At 68.9% G+C, this 19608-nt stretch carries 18 protein-coding genes; 12 read left to right on the top strand and 6 right to left on the bottom strand.

Annotated features, from left to right (window positions below; translation table 11 throughout):
• Positions 1-35: 35 nt before the first annotated feature.
• The 6 genes from QMG86_RS02345 (at position 36) to QMG86_RS02320 (ending at position 8611) form a co-directional block, all read left to right on the top strand.
• Complete coding sequence (locus tag QMG86_RS02345) at positions 36-1634, top strand: carboxyl transferase domain-containing protein (RefSeq protein WP_281877393.1); 1599 nt, start codon at positions 36-38, stop codon at positions 1632-1634.
• Between the two features lie 5 nt (positions 1635-1639).
• Complete coding sequence (locus QMG86_RS02340; RefSeq protein ID WP_281877392.1) at positions 1640-3685, top strand: acetyl/propionyl/methylcrotonyl-CoA carboxylase subunit alpha; 2046 nt, start codon at positions 1640-1642, stop codon at positions 3683-3685.
• On the top strand, positions 3682-4842 hold the full coding sequence (locus tag QMG86_RS02335) for an acyl-CoA dehydrogenase family protein (RefSeq protein ID WP_281877391.1): 1161 nt from the start codon (positions 3682-3684) through the stop codon (positions 4840-4842). Before QMG86_RS02340 ends, QMG86_RS02335 begins: the two co-directional genes overlap by 4 nt.
• Positions 4839-5324, top strand: coding sequence for a MaoC family dehydratase (locus tag QMG86_RS02330; protein WP_281877390.1), 486 nt, complete (start codon positions 4839-4841; stop codon positions 5322-5324). Before QMG86_RS02335 ends, QMG86_RS02330 begins: the two co-directional genes overlap by 4 nt.
• Positions 5325-5817: 493 nt before the next feature.
• Positions 5818-6630: an HpcH/HpaI aldolase/citrate lyase family protein gene (locus QMG86_RS02325; RefSeq protein WP_281877389.1), complete on the top strand. Its 813-nt coding sequence runs from the start codon at positions 5818-5820 to the stop codon at positions 6628-6630.
• 31 nt (positions 6631-6661) lie between these two features.
• Complete coding sequence (locus tag QMG86_RS02320) at positions 6662-8611, top strand: acetoacetate--CoA ligase (RefSeq protein WP_281877388.1); 1950 nt, start codon at positions 6662-6664, stop codon at positions 8609-8611.
• 133 nt (positions 8612-8744) lie between these two features.
• On the opposite strand, the gene QMG86_RS02315 is transcribed toward QMG86_RS02320, so the two are convergent.
• On the bottom strand, positions 8745-8927 hold the full coding sequence (locus QMG86_RS02315; RefSeq protein WP_281877386.1) for a hypothetical protein: 183 nt from the start codon (positions 8925-8927) through the stop codon (positions 8745-8747).
• Between the two features lie 337 nt (positions 8928-9264).
• Between QMG86_RS02315 and QMG86_RS02310 the strand changes: the two genes are divergently transcribed.
• The 4 genes from QMG86_RS02310 to QMG86_RS02295 all read left to right on the top strand — a co-directional run bounded on the left by QMG86_RS02310 (position 9265) and on the right by QMG86_RS02295 (position 13581).
• Complete coding sequence (locus tag QMG86_RS02310; RefSeq protein ID WP_281877385.1) at positions 9265-9492, top strand: cytochrome P450; 228 nt, start codon at positions 9265-9267, stop codon at positions 9490-9492.
• A 277-nt stretch (positions 9493-9769) separates the two neighbouring features.
• Positions 9770-11011 (top strand): TetR/AcrR family transcriptional regulator, encoded by a 1242-nt coding sequence (locus QMG86_RS02305; protein WP_281877384.1) that lies wholly within the window; start codon positions 9770-9772, stop codon positions 11009-11011.
• Between the two features lie 149 nt (positions 11012-11160).
• Complete coding sequence (locus tag QMG86_RS02300; RefSeq protein ID WP_281877383.1) at positions 11161-12405, top strand: TetR/AcrR family transcriptional regulator; 1245 nt, start codon at positions 11161-11163, stop codon at positions 12403-12405.
• Between the two features lie 288 nt (positions 12406-12693).
• Complete coding sequence (locus QMG86_RS02295) at positions 12694-13581, top strand: aldo/keto reductase (protein WP_281877381.1); 888 nt, start codon at positions 12694-12696, stop codon at positions 13579-13581.
• A 119-nt stretch (positions 13582-13700) separates the two neighbouring features.
• On the opposite strand, the gene QMG86_RS02290 is transcribed toward QMG86_RS02295, so the two are convergent.
• Positions 13701-14507, bottom strand: a complete 807-nt coding sequence (locus QMG86_RS02290) for a hypothetical protein (protein ID WP_281877380.1) — start codon at positions 14505-14507, stop codon at positions 13701-13703.
• Between the two features lie 36 nt (positions 14508-14543).
• Complete coding sequence (locus QMG86_RS02285) at positions 14544-15089, bottom strand: hypothetical protein (protein WP_281877379.1); 546 nt, start codon at positions 15087-15089, stop codon at positions 14544-14546.
• Positions 15090-15672: 583 nt separating this feature from the next.
• On the opposite strand from QMG86_RS02285, the gene QMG86_RS02280 reads away from it, so the two are divergent.
• Positions 15673-17001 carry a cytochrome P450 gene (locus tag QMG86_RS02280; RefSeq protein ID WP_281877378.1) on the top strand — a complete coding sequence of 443 codons (1329 nt, stop codon included), beginning with the start codon at positions 15673-15675 and terminating at the stop codon, positions 16999-17001.
• Positions 17002-17248: 247 nt separating this feature from the next.
• On the opposite strand, the gene QMG86_RS02275 is transcribed toward QMG86_RS02280, so the two are convergent.
• Together QMG86_RS02275 and QMG86_RS02270 are read right to left on the bottom strand one after the other, a co-directional pair.
• A complete protein-coding gene (locus QMG86_RS02275) occupies positions 17249-17515 on the bottom strand; it encodes a hypothetical protein (protein WP_281877377.1) in 267 nt (88 codons plus the stop codon).
• A 6-nt stretch (positions 17516-17521) separates the two neighbouring features.
• Positions 17522-17710, bottom strand: a complete 189-nt coding sequence (locus tag QMG86_RS02270; protein ID WP_281877376.1) for a hypothetical protein — start codon at positions 17708-17710, stop codon at positions 17522-17524.
• A gap of 255 nt (positions 17711-17965) precedes the next feature.
• Between QMG86_RS02270 and QMG86_RS02265 the strand changes: the two genes are divergently transcribed.
• A complete protein-coding gene (locus QMG86_RS02265) occupies positions 17966-19312 on the top strand; it encodes a helix-turn-helix domain-containing protein (protein WP_281877375.1) in 1347 nt (448 codons plus the stop codon).
• Between the two features lie 65 nt (positions 19313-19377).
• Here QMG86_RS02265 and QMG86_RS02260 read toward each other — a convergent pair whose 3' ends face one another.
• Positions 19378-19596, bottom strand: coding sequence for an MbtH family protein (locus QMG86_RS02260; protein WP_281877373.1), 219 nt, complete (start codon positions 19594-19596; stop codon positions 19378-19380).
• Positions 19597-19608 lie beyond the last annotated feature (12 nt).

The following is a 19608-nucleotide window of genomic DNA, read 5'->3' as shown; positions in this document are numbered from 1 at the left end:
GTTATCGTCGACTAACTGGACGACAGGATGGCGTGATGACCGTTACCGAAGAGGCCGTCGGAAACCGCGCCGCGCACGCGGCGCTGGTCGACGACCTGCGCGCCCGGCTGGCTGCCGCGGCGCTGGGCGGCCCGGCGAAGGCGCGCGACCGCCACGTCGCGCGCGGCAAGCTGCTCCCCCGGCAGCGCGTGGACCAACTGCTGGACCCGGGAAGCCCGTTCCTCGAGCTCTCCCCGCTGGCCGCGACCGGGATGTACGGCGACGAGTCTCCCGGCGCCGGGATCATCACCGGGATCGGCCGGGTGTCCGGCCGGGAGTGCGTGATCGTGGCCAACGACGCGACGGTCAAGGGCGGCACCTACTACCCCATGACGGTGAAGAAGCATCTGCGCGCGCAGGAGATCGCGTTGCAGAACCAGCTGCCGTGCGTGTACCTGGTCGACTCGGGCGGCGCGTACCTGCCGCGCCAGGACGAGGTGTTCCCCGACCGGGAGCACTTCGGGCGCATCTTCTACAACCAGGCCACCATGAGCGCCAAGGGGATCCCGCAGATCGCCGCGGTGCTCGGCTCGTGCACCGCCGGTGGCGCCTACGTGCCCGCGATGAGCGACGAGGCAGTGATCGTGCGCAACCAGGGCACCATCTTCCTCGGCGGCCCGCCGCTGGTGAAGGCCGCGACCGGTGAGGTGGTCACGGCCGAGGAACTCGGCGGCGGCGAGTTGCATTCGCGCACCTCCGGTGTCACCGACCACTTGGCCGAGGACGACCAGGACGCGCTGCGCATCGTGCGCCGCATCGTGGCCACCCTCGGACCGCGCACGCCGGTCCCGTGGGACGTCCGTCCGGTCATCGCGCCCGCCGCGCCGGAATCCGAGCTCTACGACGTGGTGCCGGTGGATCTGCGCACCCCCTACGACGTGCGCGAAGTGATTCACCGGCTGGTCGACGGCACACCCGAGGGCGAGAGCGGCTTCCACGAGTTCAAGGCCGAATACGGCAAGACCTTGGTCACCGGATTCGCGCACATCCATGGACATCCGGTGGGCATCGTCGCCAACAACGGCGTGCTGTTCAGCGAATCCGCCATGAAAGGCGCGCATTTCATCGAGCTGTGCGACAAGCGCAGCATCCCGTTGTTGTTCCTGCAGAACATCACCGGCTTCATGGTCGGCCGCGATTACGAGGCGGGCGGCATCGCCAAGCACGGCGCGAAGATGGTGACCGCGGTGGCCTGCGCGCGCGTGCCGAAGCTCACCGTCGTCATCGGCGGCTCCTACGGCGCGGGCAACTACTCGATGTGCGGGCGCGCGTATTCGCCGCGTTTCCTGTGGATGTGGCCGAACGCACGCATCTCGGTGATGGGCGGCGAGCAGGCGGCGTCGGTGCTGGCGACGGTGCGCGGCGACCAGCTCGACAGCAACGGGCAGCCCTGGTCGGCCGAGGACGAAGAGGCGTTCAAGGCCCCGATCCGGGAACAGTACGAGAGCCAGGGCAACCCCTACTACTCGACGGCCAGGTTGTGGGACGACGGCGTGATCGATCCCGCCGACACCAGAACCGTGCTCGGGCTGGCTCTCTCGGTGTGCGCGCAAGCCCCGCTCGAACCCGTTTCCTACGGCGTATTCCGGATGTGATGACGATGCTGAACAGATCCGTTCCCGTCGGATTCGACACCGTGCTCGTCGCCAACCGCGGCGAGATCGCGGTGCGGGTGATCCGTACGCTGCGCGCCTTGGGAATTCGCTCGGTGGCCGTCTACAGCGACGCCGACGCGGACGCCCGCCACGTCCACGAAGCCGACACGGCGGTGCGCCTCGGCCCGGCTCCGGCCCGGGAGAGCTATCTCGCCATCGACCGGGTGGTGGCCGCCGCCGTGCGCGCAGGCGCGCAAGCGGTGCACCCCGGCTACGGGTTCCTTTCGGAGAACGCCGCGTTCGCCGCCGCGCTGGCCGAGGCGGGCATCGTCTTCCTGGGCCCGCCGGCCCGCGCCATCGAGGTGATGGGCGACAAGATCACCGCGAAGAACACCGTGGCCGCGTTCGGCGTCCCGGTGGTGCCCGGCATCGCCACGCCCGGCCTGACCGATGACGATCTGATCGCCGCGGCGGCGGAAGTCGGCTATCCGGTGCTGGTCAAGCCGTCCGCGGGCGGCGGAGGCAAGGGCATGCGCCGGGTGGACGATCCGGCCCGGCTGCCGGAGGCGCTGCGCAGCGCCCGGCGCGAGGCCGCCGCCGCGTTCGGTGACGACACGCTGTTCCTGGAACGCTTCGTCACCCGGCCGCGGCACATCGAGGTGCAGGTGCTGGCCGACCAGTTCGGCAACGTGCTGCACCTGGGCGAACGCGAATGCAGCTTGCAGCGCCGCCATCAGAAGGTGATCGAGGAGGCGCCCTCGCCGCTGCTGGACGCGGCCACCAGGGCCAGGATCGGCGCCGCCGCCTGCAACACCGCGCGCAGCGTGGACTACGTGGGCGCGGGGACCGTGGAGTTCATCGTCTCCGCCGACCGTCCCGACGAGTTCTTCTTCATGGAGATGAACACCCGGCTGCAGGTGGAGCATCCGGTCACCGAGCTGGTCACCGGCGTCGACCTGGTGGAATGCCAGGTCCGGGTGGCGGCCGGGCAGAAGCTGGCGGTGGCGCAGGACGACATCCGCATGGTCGGGCACGCGATCGAGGCCAGGGTGTACGCGGAGGATCCCGGGCGCGGGTTCCTGCCCACCGGCGGCACCGTGCTCGACCTCGACGAGCCGGAGGGTCCCGGCGTGCGGGTCGATTCGGGCCTGCGGATCGGCACGCGCGTCGGCAGCGACTACGACCCGATGCTGTCGAAGGTCATCGCCCATGCCGCCGACCGCACGGCCGCGCTGGCGAAACTGGATCGCGCGCTGGCCGACACCGTCCTGCTCGGCGTCACCAGCAATATCGAATTCCTGCGTTTCCTGCTCGACGACCCGGACGTGGCCGAAGGGCGGCTGGACACGGACCTGCTGGACCGGCGAGTCGCCGATTTCCGGCCCGCTTCCGTCGGCGACGACGAGTTCGTCGCGGCGGCGGCCTGGCACTGGTTGCGCCGCTGGCCCGCCGCGCCGCGTGATCCCTGGGAGGTGCCGTCCGGCTGGCGGATCGGGACCGACGCGCCCACTCCCATCCGGCTCGCGGGCGGCGAGCGCGTCGAACACGTCTATCTCTCCGGCACGCCCGCCAACGGGACCGTATGGGTCGACGAGGGCGAAAGCCGTTCACTGAGGGCGTCTTTCACCGCGTCCACGCCATCCGCGGGCGTGCTCACGCTCACCCTGGACGGCTTGCGCCGCCCCTACCGGGTCGCCGAACAGGACGGCCTGCTGTGGGTGGCGGGACCCTCCGGCATCGCGGCGCTGCGCGAAGTGGCCGAGGCCAACGTGCGCGGCGGCGACGAGCACGTGGGCGACGCCGAGATCCGCTCCCCCATGCCGGGTTCGGTGATCGCGGCGCCGGTCGCTTCCGGCGCCCTCGTCGCCGCCGGAGATCCGGTGGTTGTCGTGGAGGCGATGAAGATGGAGCACGCGCTCACCGCGCCGGTCGCCGGAACCGTCGAACTACTGGTCGAGCCGGGCGCCCAGGTGCGCCTGGACCAGGTGCTGGCGCGCGTCGTCGCGCACGCCGAAACGAATCACGCCGAACGAGAAGGAATCCCCGCATGACCGACTTCCTGTCCACCGGCACGCTGCCGGAGGAGTACCGCGACCTCGCGCTGACCGTGCGCGACTTCGCGCGGTCGGTGGTCGCTCCGGTGGCGGCCGAGCACGACGCGAACCACACCTTCCCCTACGAGGTGGTGGCGGGGATGGCCGAGATGGGCCTGTTCGGTCTGCCGTTCCCCGAGGAGTACGGCGGCATGGGCGGCGACTATTTCGCGCTCTGCCTGGCGCTCGAGGAACTGGGCAAGGTCGACCAGAGCGTGGCGATCACGCTGGAGGCCGGGGTGTCGCTGGGCGCGATGCCGATCTACCGCTTCGGCAACGACAAGCAGAAGCAGGAATGGCTGCCGCAGCTGACCAGCGGCCGCAACCTCGCCGCGTTCGGGCTCACCGAGCCGGGCGCGGGCAGCGACGCGGGCGGCACCAGGACCACCGCGGTCGCCGACGGCGGCGAATGGATCATCAACGGCAGCAAGCAGTTCATCACCAACTCCGGCACCGACATCACCAAGCTCGTCACGGTGACCGCGGTGACCGGGACCACCGGCGGCAAGAAGGAGATCTCCACCATCCTGGTGCCGACCGACACACCCGGTTTCGTCGCCGAGCCCGCGTACAACAAGGTCGGCTGGAACGCCTCCGACACCCATCCGCTCAGCTTCACCGACGTGCGGGTGCCCGAGGAGAACCTGCTCGGCGAGCGCGGGCGCGGCTACGCGAACTTCCTGCGCATCCTCGACGAGGGGCGCATCGCCATCGCCGCGCTCGCGGTCGGGGCCGCGCAGGGCTGTGTGGAGGAGAGCGTGCGCTACGCGACGGAGCGTGAAGCGTTCGGCCAGGTCATCGGCCGCAATCAAGCCATCGCCTTCAAGATCGCCCGGATGGAGGCGCGGGCGCACGCCGCGCGCACCGCCTACTACGACGCGGCGGCGCTGATGCTGGCGGGCAAGCCGTTCAAGAAGCAGGCGTCCATCGCGAAGCTGGTGGCCAGCGAGGCCGCCATGGACAACGCCCGCGACGCGACACAGATCTTCGGCGGCTACGGGTTCATGAACGAATACGCCGTCGCGCGGCACTATCGCGACAGCAAGATCCTGGAGATAGGCGAAGGGACGACGGAGGTGCAGCTGATGCTGATCGGACGGGAGCTGGGCCTGTGACCCGTCGAACGGTCGTGCAGCGCGGCCTGTGGTTCGAGGAGTTCGACACCGAGGTGGTCTACGAGCACCGGCCCGGGCGCACCATCACCGAGGCGGACAACGTCCTGTTCACCACGCTGACCATGAACACGCAGGCGCTGCACCTGGACGCGGCGTTCAGCGAGCAGCTGCCGCCGTTCAACCAGCGGCTGGTGAACTCGATGTTCACCCTGTCCACCTTGATCGGGCTGTCGGTGGCGCAGCTGACCCAGGGCACCATCGTGGCGAACCTCGGCTTCTCGGAGGTCGCGTTCCCCAAGCCGGTGTTCCACGGCGACACCTTGTACGCCGAGACCGTGGTCACCGACAAGCGGGAGTCGAAGAGCCGTCCGGGCGAGGGCATCGTCACCTTCGCGCACACCGGGCGCAACCAGCACGGCGACGTCATCGCGACCGCTGTGCGCAAGACGCTGGTGCGCAAAGCTCCGGAGGACGCGGCATGAACCGTCCGTTCCGGAGCGGACAGCGCAGCGCCGACACGAATAGCGCCGCGGATGTCCACAACCGACACACCACGAGCAGCGCCGCGCGGAGTCGGCAGCGCAGCACCACCACACACACGCCCGCGAATACCGGCATCCGACACAGCATGATCGGCCCGGCCCGAAGTCGGCAGCGCAGCGGCACCACGCGCACGCCCGCGCGTACCGGCAACCGACACACCACCAGCGGCCCGGCCCGAAGTCGGCAGCGCAGCGGCACCACGCGCACGCCCGCGCGTACCGGCAACCGACACACCACCAGCGGCCCGGCCCGAAGTCGGCAGCGCAGCGGCACCACGCGCACGCCCGCGCGTACCGGCAACCGACACACCACCAGCGGCCCGGCCCGAAGTCGGCAGCGCAGCGGCACCACGCGGGACGCCGCACATGTCCACAACATGCGCGGTCAGGTCTGGAGATGGCGGGTCCGCGCTCATGCCGGAGGTGCTGCCGCGTGAGCTGGCAGATGGCGGGCCCGGCCTGGTTGTTCTGCCCGGCCGATCGCCCGGAACGTTTCGCTAAAGCGGCGGCCGCGGCCGATGTGGTGATCCTCGACCTCGAGGACGGCGTCGCCGCGCCCGACAAGGCGGCGGCGCGCGAGGCGCTGCTCGCTACCCCGCTGGACCCCGAGACCACGGTGGTGCGGGTCAACGCGGCGGGCACGCAGGATCACGCGCTCGATCTGACGGCGCTCGCCGACACCACCTACCGGCGGCTCATGCTGCCGAAATGCGAGTCCGCCGAACAGGTGACGGCGCTGGCCGAGTACGAGGTGATCGCGCTGATCGAGTCGCCGCTCGGCGCGCTCAGGGTCGGTGAGGCGATGACGGCGAATAACGCGATCGGCGTCATGTGGGGCGCGGAGGATCTGATCGCCGGGCTCGGCGGCACCGCGAGCAGGCGCGCCGACGGCAGCTACCGTGACGTGGCCCGGCACATGCGCTCCACCACGCTGCTCGCCGCCAAGGCATACGGCAAGTTCGCGCTGGATTCGGTGTATCTGAACATTCGCGATCTGGACGGATTGCGCGCGGAGGCCGAGGACGCGGTCGCGATCGGCTTCGACGCCAAGGTCGCGATCCACCCCAGCCAGGTGGCGGTGCTGCGAGCCGCCTACGCGCCCTCCGCGGAAGAGCTCACCTGGGCCAGGCGGGTGCTGGAAGAAGCGCCGAAGCACCGCGGGGTCTTCGCCTTCGAGGGCAGGATGGTCGATGGCCCCGTGTTCCGGCACGCCGAGCAGATCGTGCGGCGCGCCGACCGCGCCTGAGCACCGAGTTTCCACAGTCAGGAGGACCGCGATGCAACCGCAATGGGTGCCGACCGAACAAGACGTCGCCGAGGCGAGGATCACCGACTTCGCACGTTTCGTCGCCGACCGCACCGGCGTGCGCGCGGCCGACTATCACGAGCTGTGGCAGTGGTCGGTGCGGGATCTCGCCGGGTTCTGGCACGCGCTGTGGGACTACTTCCAGCTCGGCGAGATCGCGGGCGAGGTGCTGGCGAACGCCGAGATGCCGGGGGCGCAGTGGTTCCCCGGTACCCGGCTGAACTACGTGGACCAGGTGATCCGGCAGCTGCGCACGGACCGGCCCGCGATCAAGGCGGTCAGCGAGGACGCGCCGGTTCGCGAGGTCTCCTGGGCCGAATTGATCGACCACACCGCCGCTTTCGCGCAAACGCTGCGTTCGCTGGGTGTGCGGCCCGGTGACCGGGTGGCCGGATACCTGCCCAACATCCCGGAGGCGGTGGTCGCGTTCCTGGCCACCGCGAGCATCGGCGCGGTCTGGAGCGCCTGCGGGCAGGACTACTCGCCGAAGGCGGCGCTGGACCGGCTCGGGCAGCTCGAACCCACCGTGCTGGTCACCGCGGACGGCTACCGCTTCGGTGGCAAGGCGCACGACAAGCGCGACGACATCGCCGCCCTGCGCGCTGGTCTGGACACGCTGAAGGGCACGGTCGTGGTCTCCCGGCTCGGGCTGGAGACGCCGGACGCGACCTCGTGGGAGGACGCGGTGACCAGCACCGAGTCGCTGCCGCCCGTGATCACCACCGAATCGGTGAGTTTCGACCACCCGCTGTGGATCGTGTTCTCCTCCGGCACCACCGGCCTACCGAAGGGCATCGTGCACGGCCACGGCGGCGTGCTGCTCGAACACCTCAAAGCCGTTGCCCTGCAATCTGATATCGGTCCCGAGGATACGTTCTTCTGGTACACCAGCCCGAGCTGGATGATGTGGAATTTCCAGGTCGCGGGCCTGCTGGCCGGAGCGACCATCGTCACCTACGACGGCAGCCCGACCGCGCCGGCTCCCGACGCGCTGTGGCGGATCGCCGCCGACGTGGGCGCCACCGTGCTGGGCGCCAGCCCCGGCTACGTGCTGGCGTGCAGCAAAGCGGGCGCGGTGCCGCGCACCGATCACGATCTGTCGGCGCTGCGCACCGTCGGCATCACCGGCTCCTCGCTGCCCACCTCCTCGGCGCTGTGGCTGGGCGAGAACGTCGGCGAGCACGTCCAGGTGTCCTCGATCAGCGGGGGTACCGACGTGGTGTCCGCGTTCATCGGCGGCGTGCGCACCGTGCCGGTGTGGCCGGGCGAGCTGTCGGCGCCCTACCTCGGGGTCGCGCTGGACGCCTACGACCCGGCGGGGCAGCCGGTGCGCGGTGAGGTGGGCGAACTCGTCGTCACCGCGCCGATGCCGTCCATGCCGGTCGCCTTCTGGCGCGACGAGGACGGAAAGCGTTATCACGACGCCTATTTCGACGTGTACCCCGGCGTGTGGCGGCACGGCGACTGGATCACCATCACCGATCACCACAGCGTGATCGTGCACGGCCGCTCGGACTCCACGCTCAACCGGCACGGCATCCGGATGGGCAGCGCCGACATCTACCAGTCCGTCGAACGACTCCCGGAGATCGCCGAGGCGCTGGTGATCGGCGCCGAACAGCCCGACGGCGGCTACTGGATGCCGCTGTTCGTGACGCTGGCCCCCGGCGCGGAACTCACCGACGAGCTGAAGACCCGCATCAACAGCACCATCCGCACCGAGGTCTCCCCCCGCCACGTCCCCGACGAGATCATCCTCGCCCCCGGCATCCCCCACACCCGCACCGGCAAGAAACTCGAGGTCCCGATCAAGAAGCTGTTCCAAGGGGCAGACCCGAGCCGCGTCGTCGAACGCAGCGCGGTCGACAACCCGGACCTGCTCGACTGGTACGGCACGATCCGGCCCGGCGGGCAGGGCTGAGCACGCTCCCGAGCGCGCCGGGACGCGGGAGTTCGCACTCCTTCCCGCGCCACCATGCGTCGACGCGCTCACGAGGCCGAGGGGATCTCGTGGCCGACCTAGGCCGTCACCAGTTCGACTGTCACGCAGTCGGTCATCTCCGGTAGGCGCGTCCGCCGATGGACGCGGTGAAGACCGCCGCCCGCGCGCCACGGGCGGCGTCCAAGTTGCGCTTCTCCTGCGGGGTGAGCCGATAGCGCGCCGTGATCCGCCGTATCGCGGCGATCACGGCGCCCAGCACCGGAATGGGGTCTACCGGCCGCAAAGCCAATGCCATGACGAACTCCTTACCAGGAATACGCACTGGTACAGGCGGATTCGATCGCAAAGGTCCACGAAGGTCGGCGATGCCGGCCAACGCGCGGACCGCCGGTTGCGCAGCGAGGTCAGTCGCAATCGACGCCCGGACATGTCCGGGATTCGGCGGCGAGTGCGCAGTGCTGCACCAACGCCCGCACTACCCGATGCATGCCGGGCGCGGTGATTCCGTTGCGGGTCACGCACCTGCCTGCGGCCATCGGGCATGGAACGGTGCCAGCGTTTCTCCTCGCGTTGCGGCGACATGCCTATCCCGACGTCGCCATGTTCCGCCCCGCCGCTTTCTGGACGGCGAGGTGGCCCCGGACACCTGGCTGCCGTTCGGCGGCGGCGTGCGGCGGTGCATCGGCGCGGGATTCTCGCTGTTGGAGGGCGCCGTCGTGCTGCGGGGAATCCTCGTCCGGCACACCCTTTCGCTCCCGGCCGGCGGCAAGCCCGAGCGCGGCAAGATCCGCAACATCGCCACGGTGCCGCGCGGCCGGGCCCGGGTGGTGGTCGCCCGGCGCGGCAGAGCTTGTATGTGAACAACGATTCTTTCTCCAGTCTGCTGTTGTACTGGACATACATTCGTGTAAGTTTGTCTCTGTTCGACAATCATTCTCGGCCTGGCGTTCCTGGTGCCCCCCGCTCGGCCGAGTTCGGTTGTCGACTTCCGGACGCGGCGGCACGCACGTACCGCCTTCTGGCCTGCCGGCGCGCACCGGAGAACAGGTACAGCTCCCGGGGGCCGCTCATCCCCGGGAGCCGTATCCCGTGACGCGGCGAGCCCGGCCATACGGCCAGGTCGTTACGATGTTCGTCATGAGTGTCGACAATCGCCGTACGGCGCGGAAGGCGAGCAGCGGCGACTCGGCACCTCGCGAGATCCGGCGCAGGCCGAAGAACCGCCGTGCCCAGATCGCCGCGGCGTCGGCGGCCGCGTTCGGCGCGCTCGGCTACCACGGCGTGAGCATGGACGACATCGCTTCGGGCCTCGGCATCAGCTCCGCGGCGCTGTACCGCCACTATCCGAGCAAATACGCGCTGTTCCGGGAGGAACTGCTGCGCGTCGGTCAGGCGATGACCGAATCGGTCGAGCTGCCCGAGGAAGCGGCCGACTGGTCCGCCGAGCAGCGACTCCGGCACGTGCTCGACGCGCTGATCGCGGTCACCATCGACAACCGCCCTACCGTCACGCTCGTGCGCTGGGAGGTCAGGTACCTCGAGCCCGACGACCAGATCACGCTCAACGAGCAGCAGGCCACAGTGCTCGGCGCGCTGGGCGGCCAGCTGACCGCACTGCGCCCCGAACTCGCCGAGGACGACGTGCGCATCCTGCGCGCCGCCCTGCTCAGCACGATCACCAGCATCGCCGACCATCACGCCGCACTGCCTGCCAAACCCCTTGCCCTCCTGCTGCATTCGGCCTGCTGGGCGATCGCCTACGCGAAACTGCCCGCCACCCGCGCGGTCGAGCCGGTCGCGGTGGTGGAGATCCCGGACTCGTTCAAACACGAACTGCTGCTGCGCAAAGCGGTCGAACTGTTCCACGAGCGGGGCTATCCGAACGTCAGCGTGGAGGACATCGCCACCGCCGCAGGGCTTTCGGCCGCCTCGGCGGTGTACCGGTTCTACCGCGGCAAGAGCGACATCCTGGCCGCCGCGTTCCGCCGGGCCGCCGAACGGGTTTCCGGCGCGATCGGCCCGGCCGTGGCGGCGGCCACCGATTCCGAGGACGCGCTCACCGCGTTGATCACGCAGTACGTGGCGGGATCGTTCGCCGAACGCGCCCTCACCTTCGTGTATTACACGGAATTCCAGCACGTTCCCGCCGATGAGCGCACGGTGCTGCGCAACATCCAGCGGCTCAGTGTCGAGGAGTGGGCCCGGCTGCTGCGCGAGGTGCGCCCGGAACTGGCTCCGGCGGAGGCGCGCATGCTCGTCCACGCGGCCTTCGCGGTGGTCGTCGACCTGGGCCGCGCGTTCGGCAACGAGCCGCTGGCCGCCCAGGACCGGGTGCGCCTGCTGATGCAGCTGGTGCTCTTCAACCGGCCCGCGCGATAGCCGCATATGTTATCGAACATTCTCAACCCGGCCGATTCATAATGCGACATCGAAGCATGATCGCGAGTTATTTGTGATCTAGCATTCAGTTATTCCCCAGACAGGGCCGCCTGGGTGTACCAAACGTTAGGTTGGGCTACCATCGCGGCATGGGTGCCCAGGATCGCCACGCTGCGGAGAAGGCGGCCGACGGGACACCGGCACGGGTGATCCGGCGCCGACCGCGCGACCGGCGCGCCCAGATCGCCGCCGCGTCGGCCGAGGCGTTCGGCGCGCTGGGCTACCACGGCGTCAGCATGGACGACATCGCCTCCCGGCTCGACATCAGCTCCGCGGCGCTGTACCGCCACTACCCGAGCAAATACGCGCTGTTCCGTGAAGAAGTGCTGCGGTTGGGCACGGTCAGTCAGGAAGCGGCCCGGCTCCCCGATGCCGGCAGCCTGCCCGCCGAGCAACGACTCGCGCGCGTGCTCGGCGCCCTGATCGAGGCCGCGATCGCCAACCGGCGCAGCGCGGCGCTGCTGCGCTGGCAGCGGCGCTACCTGGAGGACGAGGACGCGGCCGCCCTGGCCGACCAGCTCGCGGGCGTGAACGCGACGCTCACCTCGCTGCTCGGCGCGACCCGGCCCGCGCTGTCCAAGGCCGACCGCGCCGTGCTCGCCGCGGCGGAGCTGAGCGTGCTCAGCAGCATCGGCGACCACCACGTGTCGATTCCGGTGCGGGCGCTCACCGCGCGGCTGACCGCGGCCTGCCACGCGCTCGCCGCGTGTGAGCTGCCACCGCCGGGCAGCGCCGAGACCGAGAGCTTCGCCGCGACCGAGATCCCGCTGACCTTCAAGCACGAATTGCTGCTGATGCGCGCGGTCGAGCTGTTCCACCAGCACGGATACCCGAACGTCAGCGTGGAGGACATCGCCACCGCCGCCGGCCTGCCCGCCTCCTCGGCGGTGTACCGGTTCTACCGCGGCAAGGGCGACATCCTGACGGCCGCGTTCCGCCGGGCCGCAGACCGGGTGTCGGCCGCCATCGGGCCCGCCGTCACCGCCGCCGAGACGCCCGAACAAGCTCTCGACACCCTGATCGAGCTGTACGTGGCGGGTTCGTTCGCCGAGCGCGAGCTGACCTTCGTCTACTACGCCGAGATCAGCAACGTGCCGCCGGAGGAGCGCACCGTGCTGCGCAACATCCAGCGCCTCAACGTCGAGGAATGGGCCAAACTGCTGATCGGCGTGCGACCCGAGCTGTCCGCCGCCGAGGCGCGCCTGCTCGTGCACGCCGCGTTCGCGCTGGTCGTCGACCTGGGCGAGCGTTTCGGCTCCACCGACCCGGCGTGCTCGCCCCGGCGCGTGATCCGCCTGATGCAAACAATCCTGTTCGACCGGCCTGCGGGGTAGCGCCGACAGGTCGTCGCATTCGAGTGCCGGTTCGCTCGCGATGGCACAGGTCCGGATCCGGGTACCGTGGGGTCCGTGCCGTCTGCCGAGGCGCACCGATGCGCCGGAGGTCAGGCGCGGTCTCGGCTCGGTCGCCAGATCTCGCGGGCGGGTTTACGCCATCGGCGAACACCGCGGCGGGAATCGACCTCGCGACAGCGCTGTTGCGGCAGAGAAGAGCGCGTGCCCGGACGGGTGCGGCCCTCAGGGAGTATTCGCGCAGTTTCCGGCTTCGGAAGGACGATCCTCATGAGCACAGATCTCGACGCGCAGCCCGCGGCGGCGTCCGGAACCTTCGCCCTCGGCGGCGATCTTCCGGTGCATCGGCTCGGGTACGGCGCGATGCAGCTGACCGGCCCCGGCGTGTGGGGCGACCCCAAGGACCCGGATGAGGCGGTGCGGGTGCTGCGCCGCGCCGTCGAACTCGGCGTGAACTTCATCGACACCGCCGACTCCTACGGTCCGTTCGTCAGCGAGCAGCTGATCCGCAAGGCCCTGCATCCCTACCCCGAAGGTTTGGTGATCGCCACGAAGGCCGGGCTGACCCGGCAGGGCCCCAACGAGTGGCGTCCGGTCGCCCGGCCCGAATACCTGCGCCAGCAAGCCGAACTCAGCTTGCGCCACCTCGGCGTCGACCGGATCGACCTGTACCAGCTGCACCGCATCGACCCCCAGGTGCCGCTGGCCGACCAGCTCGGCGAACTCGTGGCGCTCCAGCAGGAAGGCAAGATCCGGCACATCGGCGTGTCGCAGGTGACCGTCGAGCAGCTGCGCGAGGCGCGCGAGCTCGCCACCATCGTCTCGGTACAGAACCTGTACAACTTGGCCAACCGTGCCGACGAGGACGTGCTGAACTACGCCGAGCAGGAGAACATCGGCTTCATCCCGTGGTTCCCGATCGCCACGGGCGAACTCGCCGCCCCCGGTGGCCCCCTGGCGGCCATCTCCGCCGAACACGGCGCGACCCCCGCCCAGCTCGCCTTGGCCTGGCTGCTGCGCCGCTCCCCCGTGCTGCTGCCGATCCCTGGCACCTCCAGCGTCGCGCACGTCGAGGAGAACATCGCCGCCGCGCGAATCGAGCTGAGCGACAACGAGTTCGAGGCACTGTCGGCCGCTACCGGGTCTGCCGGGAACTGAGCCGGTCCGGCTGTCGGACATCATTTGCGTGGGTAGTGGCGAAGATGGCGAACGTCGGTAGTCACCGGCATTCGCCGACTCGCCATTCGTCGCAGCCATGCGCCACTCACGGCACGTGTCTAGTCGCGAGGAGGCAACGTTTCGTTGCTCATCCATTCCCATGGGGTGGATGGTTCCGGGGATTCTTCCTCAGCTGTTCCGGGGTCCCGGGGGACAGTCCCTGCCGGGCCCAGCCACGTGCCCAAGTCGACCACGGCGGTGCAATAGTCATCGGTGTCATCGAGAACTCGCCGTGTGGCGAGGTCACCATTGCGCACCAGCGGCGCGAGTTCTTGCGGAAGGTTGGAAAATCCCAGCATGGGGCGGCCATCGGTGCCGACTAGCGGCAGATCGACACCGTAGGTGAGGCCCGTGGCGGTCATCCGTAGATAGATTCGGCACACCCGGGGGTCGGTGAACATGAATCCGGCGAAGGTGTACAGGTCCTCGAACCACGGAATCCCGCCGCCGTGGACGAGCAGGCTGAACAGACTGAACAGCCGCTGGTCGGAACTGATCGGGACGGCTGAACTGCCGAAACCGGTCTCGGATGCCGCGACCACGACGTTACCGTGGCTGTCTCGTGGAGAGTGTTCATGAACGAGCCTGAGATCGGCAACAGCCGGAGCGACGGTGAAACGCAGGTGATCCACGGCTGCGCCGACATCCAAGCCACCTCCCTCAGCGACGAGATCGAAATCCAACGCGACCGCGGTGGAGATGTCCTCGGCGACCGACAGCGCTATGCGAGCGTGCGGGCTGTCGGGGCGCACGACACCACGCAGTCGCGCTCCAGTAGGAGGCCACGGGCCAAGCGGAGCGAGCACCAAGGGAACTGTGCTGCACAGCAGGAAATCGAACGTCGCGTCGGCGGTGCCGGTCGTCATCGGCTTCTTTCCATGTCTTCGGCTCGATACGCAGGGTCAGGCCTTGTTAACCCAGTCCGGACACCGATCGTAACCCTCGCAGTACGCGGTGATGACGCCGATGTTCTTGCCGTCGCTGGTAGCGTACCGGCGGTCGTCGGTGCGCGTCGCGGCCTGCACGATGACGCGGATGGTGATGTGGATCCGCCCTTTCGGATCCACCGCGTAGGAGATGTACTCCTGGCGGGCACCCAAGTCTTTGTCGGGCTTGTGGGTCTGAAATGCAGCATGGATCGGCGTACGAGACGTCAGGTTGTGTCGGCCGGCGTAGTGCTCCCATCCGAGGTCAGCCTCGTTGCCGATGCGCACCGGAGTGCTCACACCGCGCAGATCACTCTCATCCCAGAGAATCGCCGACCAGTCGCTCTGCTTCTCTCGCACCGGCCATGCAACCTCAACCGTTCCGGCGGAGCGCGGCGCGATGCCGACCCCTGCAGGTGTGCCCCACCTCGTTAGATACTCTGCTCGCGACAGGAAAACCAGGCCCATGCCGGGCACCTCGGCGATGGCGACACCCGCCGAGATCGGAACCGTCAGAGCCATGATCACGAAAAGACTTCGCAAAAGATTGCGCGTCGCCGAGGTCAGGTGCTCGTACCGACTACTCCACCGTTGTGGAGGCACCGGCAGTGGGGTCGGCTTTGATTCTCGACGAATCACTCTTGTAGTAAGTGACATACCGATGCAGTGCATCGTCATTCCCCCCTCATGGGTTGTGACTTGCTGCCGATCGTCTGATCATCAGCTCCGTGCCGCTGAACGTGCCTATCCAGCGATGGCCTTGCCGGGACAGGGCCGAGCGGCGCGCTTAGTTCTGTCCCGTCATGGATTCAGACGTCGGCCGACCCAGATCGGTTCCACCTGATTCGAAGATCAGGCCGAGGGCGACTCCGCGAACGCCGTAGGCACTGGTCTCGACCTTCTCCGCCGAGGTGTCCGCGGGGCAGAGGTAGGCAGACGGACCGAGCACGCTTCCCGCCGAATGTGATAGGTGGCAATGGCGCGGATGACGGTTGTCGAGGATTGTTGAGGGCCAGTGGCATTCGTTGGTCATGCGCGGCGGGTTCGACCGCCGGGCGTGGCGGCGCGGCCGAGACGAGTCCGGTAGATCCACAGGAGCGGCAGTATGGCGTCGAGTTCGGTGAACACCCCGATTTCCCTGCGTGAGCTGCCGCGGCTGCGCACTCGGCACATCGCGCGGATCGGGGGTCTGCTGCGGCCGGGCACGCAGCGTTCGCCGTTGCTGTCGCTCGGCGAGCGGTTCGTCATGTCGCCGCCCGGATTTCCGACCATGCTGGTCACGCACAACATGGACGACGTGCGAGAACTGCTCTCGCACGACGACTTTTCACTGGGGCAGCTGCTGCGCCGGTACTCCACGCACGACGCGCTGTTCGGCACGCAGACGCTGATCTTCCTCGACGGCGAGGACCATCGCCGGGAACGCAAGGTGCTGGCCCCGCCCTTCCAGAGCAAGGCCTTGCAGACATACGAAGATCTCATGGCGGACGTGGTCCGGCGGGAGATCCCGACCTGGCCGGTCGGCGAGCCGTTTCCCTTCGTGGACGTGGGATACCGGCTCGCTCTGGGTGTGCTGCTGGGAGTCGTGTTCGGTGACATGCCGCCGGAGCGGATGACGCGGCTGAAGGAGGCGCTGGGCCGGTGGTTCGGGGCGATCGAGAGTCCCGGATTCCTCGCCGTCACGGCGATCACCCTGCTCGCGGGCGGCTACACGCCGCCCTATCGGCCGCTCCTGCGAGGACAGGCCGAAGTCGACGCGATCATCGCCGAAGAGATCGCCGAACGCCGGGCGGAGCCGGGCAACCGGCGCGACGTCCTGTCCCGGTACGTCGGCACCGAACTGGACCCGCACGACGACGCCACGCTCGTCCGGAATATGCGCGGCATGCTGCTGGCCGGGTACGAGACCACCGCGATCACCCTCGGCTGGATCGCCGCCATGCTGACCACCCATCCTCGGGCGATGGCGGAACTGGACGCCGCCGTCGACGCGGGCGACGACGCGCGGCTCGACGCCTACCTCGACGCCGTGGTCGCCGAAACGATGCGGATGCGGCCCGTCAGCCCGTTCACCGGGCGGCGGGCGATGCGCGACACCCTGCTCAACGGCGTCCACATCCCCAAAGGCGCCGTGGTGATGGTCCCGATCCTGCTCATCCACGAGTCCCCCGAGCACTATCCGGATCCGGAACGATTCCGCCCCGAACGCTTCCTCGGCGAACGCGTCGACGGACGCACCTGGCTCACCTTCGGCGGCGGCAGGCACCGCTGCCTGGGAGCGCATTTCGCCCTCCTCGAAGCACGCATCCTCTTCCGCACAGTCCTGCACCACTACCGCTTCGACCACAGCCCCGGCCCCGTCGAACCGCCCCGCCGCTACCACCCCGGCATCAGCCCCGCCCACAACGCGCTGGTCACCCTGCGCCCACGGTGACGCGAGTGGCACACCAGCGAAAGGTCTACTCGCGATTCGCCGCAGCCGTGTGCCACTCGCGTGTTCGGGTAGATGTTCCCCTCCGACATCGACCGGCGGGAGGGAGGGGGCCTCGTATCTCCGGGGGTGGGGAGATACGAGGGCCTGGTCTGTCGGGGCTCCCTCGCCGTAGTCCCGAGCAGGGGGTGAACTTCGCTGTCGTGCGGATCGCGCGTGATGACAGCGAGTTCGGCGCGCTGACGCTCGGTCAGCGCGAGTATCCGTCGGCCCGGCTGTCGGGAACGACCCGGCCGGAGGCGACGAGAGTGCGGAAGGCCGCCTGCTTGCGGGGGCAGGCATCGGCGCGGCAGGGGCGGTGACCCTGCATCACCCGATGCGCCTGCTCGATGGTGAACGGCTGCTCGGGTGGCCGGTGGGCGTCCTCGGCGCCCCCGTGCGGCAGGCAGGACCCGACGCCGACGATCGCGGCCACCAGCAGCGTGCACGCGCCGAGCATGCCCAGCAGCGGTTCCACGGCGGATCACCGATCGGCGGCCTGCCGGAAACAGAACGCCGAGGCGGCTAGGTACTGACGGCACTGCGCGCCGTGCCCGCCGTGCACGGCGCAGAGGAACCGTGCGCGCTCGTAGGTCAGTCCGAACGGCTCCTGGGTGCAGTCGCGGCTCTGGATCAGCCACAATTCCCGGACATCCGCGGGCAACACATCCATCTTCCACCTCCATCAGCGCAGTGCACCCGGCACCGAGAAGGCGCCGCCGGACCGCGCTCGACACGGATGGATCGGGCCGTGTCGGGACCGTGCGCCGGGTTCCGGGCAATGGGCGCCCTCGACAGGGTTTGGGCGGACCCCCGGTGCCGGGTGCGATTCAACAGTGCGCGTTGCGATTCGGTAGATAACAGACCCGAATGCGGTAATTGCGAGTACTTTCCGTTTGTAGCGGCCTGGAGCGAGGAAGAGAGACCTATGGTGGAGGTCGACTGGACGGGTGAAGCTGTACTTGCGCTTCGCACGGCGATGAAGCGAAGCCGTTACGAATTCGCGCGTCTGGTGGGCGTCACACCGCGCACCGTGGTCCTGTGGGAGAACGGCCGGACAACCCGGATGCACGCCGCTAGCCAGCGTCTCCTCGACAGGGTCCTGTCGGAGGTCGATTCCGTCGTCGCCGAACGATTCGAGCGTGCGATCGTCACGGGCCGGGAGACCGCCCCCGACTACGAAAGCGCCGATTCGGCGCCCGAAAGGCACACCAAGCTCGGTAGGGAAATCGGGCTCGACAAGGAAGTCGAGGAAGACGACGTGAGAAGGCGAGAACTGCTGGCCTGCATCGGCGCCGGCCTGGCAGGCCAGGCGGCGGACCTGGTGGCGAGCGAACCGGAACGGATGCTGGCAACTCTCGACGCGGGGTCGATCAGCGAACGCAGACTGGCGTTCCTGGAGCAGTCGGCCGAGGTCCTCGGCACGCGGGTGGTCCAAGTGCCGCCGCACGAGCTGCTGCAGACCGGGCTCGAGCAATTCCGGATGGTCCGTGGCTGCCTCGGCGAACGGCAGCCGACCCACCATCAGGTCCGGCTGGTGCGCACGGCGGGCCGGTTGGCGAACGTGGTGGGCGAGATCCTGTTCAACGAGGGGCATTTCGGTCAGGCGCGCATGTGGTACGCCACCGCGATCCATGCGGCGCAGGACATCGGCGACCGCTATTCGGAGGACATCGCGCTGGCCGGGCTCGCGTATTTGCCGACCTATAGCGATAAGCCGAAGGAAGTTTTGCAGTTACTCGACGGCCGTTTGCAAGAAAATCCGTCGTACGGCGCGGCCGCCGCGTGGTTGTGGGGAATGGCGGCGCGTGCCCACGCCAGTCTCGGGCACGCCGACGAATTCGCGCGCTGCATCGCGCGATCGGCATCGGCTTTGGAAGACGTCGGACCAGAAGACCTTTCGGTCGGTATTTTTTCTTTCCGGCCGGAGAAACTCGCTTTTTATCAGGCGATCGGATATTCCCGTCTCGGCCGCGCCGACGAGACCGCCGTGGCGGCCGCCCGCGCGATGGCGCTGTACGACCCGTCCGAGACCATGGAACCGGCCTTGGTGCGCTTCGAGCACGCCACGGCGCTATTGGCCTCGGGCGAGATCGACGAAGCCTGCGCGGTGGCGACCAGCGCCATCACGAACGCGCACACCTACGTCGGTCTCACGGTCACCAAGCGCGCCAAACAGTTCGACTCGGCGCTCGGCGGCCTGCGCACCAAGGCGGTCAGCGAATGGCGGCAGCACGCGCACGCGGTGATCGACTCCGCGCACACGAAGGCCTGAGACGGGGCGGGGCGCGCCGGTCGGCAGGGGGGATGTGGACCGGCGCGCCCCGCGCATTCAGGTGGTCACTTCGTTTCGCCGGACATGGCTTCGATGAGCGACTTGGGGCGCATGTCCACCCAGTGGGTCTCCACGTACTCCAGGCAGGACTTGCGGTTGGCGGCCCCGTAGGCGATGGTCCAGCCGCCGGGGACGGCGGCGAAGACCGGCCATAAGGAGTGCTCGCCCTCCTGGTTGATCAAGACGTAGAACTTGGCGTCGTCGTTGTCGAACGGGTTGGTCATCTCGGTTTCCTT

The sequence above is a fragment of the Nocardia sputorum genome, from assembly GCF_027924405.1.
Lineage (GTDB): Bacteria > Actinomycetota > Actinomycetes > Mycobacteriales > Mycobacteriaceae > Nocardia > Nocardia sputorum.
This window is presented reverse-complemented; position numbering and strand designations above follow the sequence as displayed.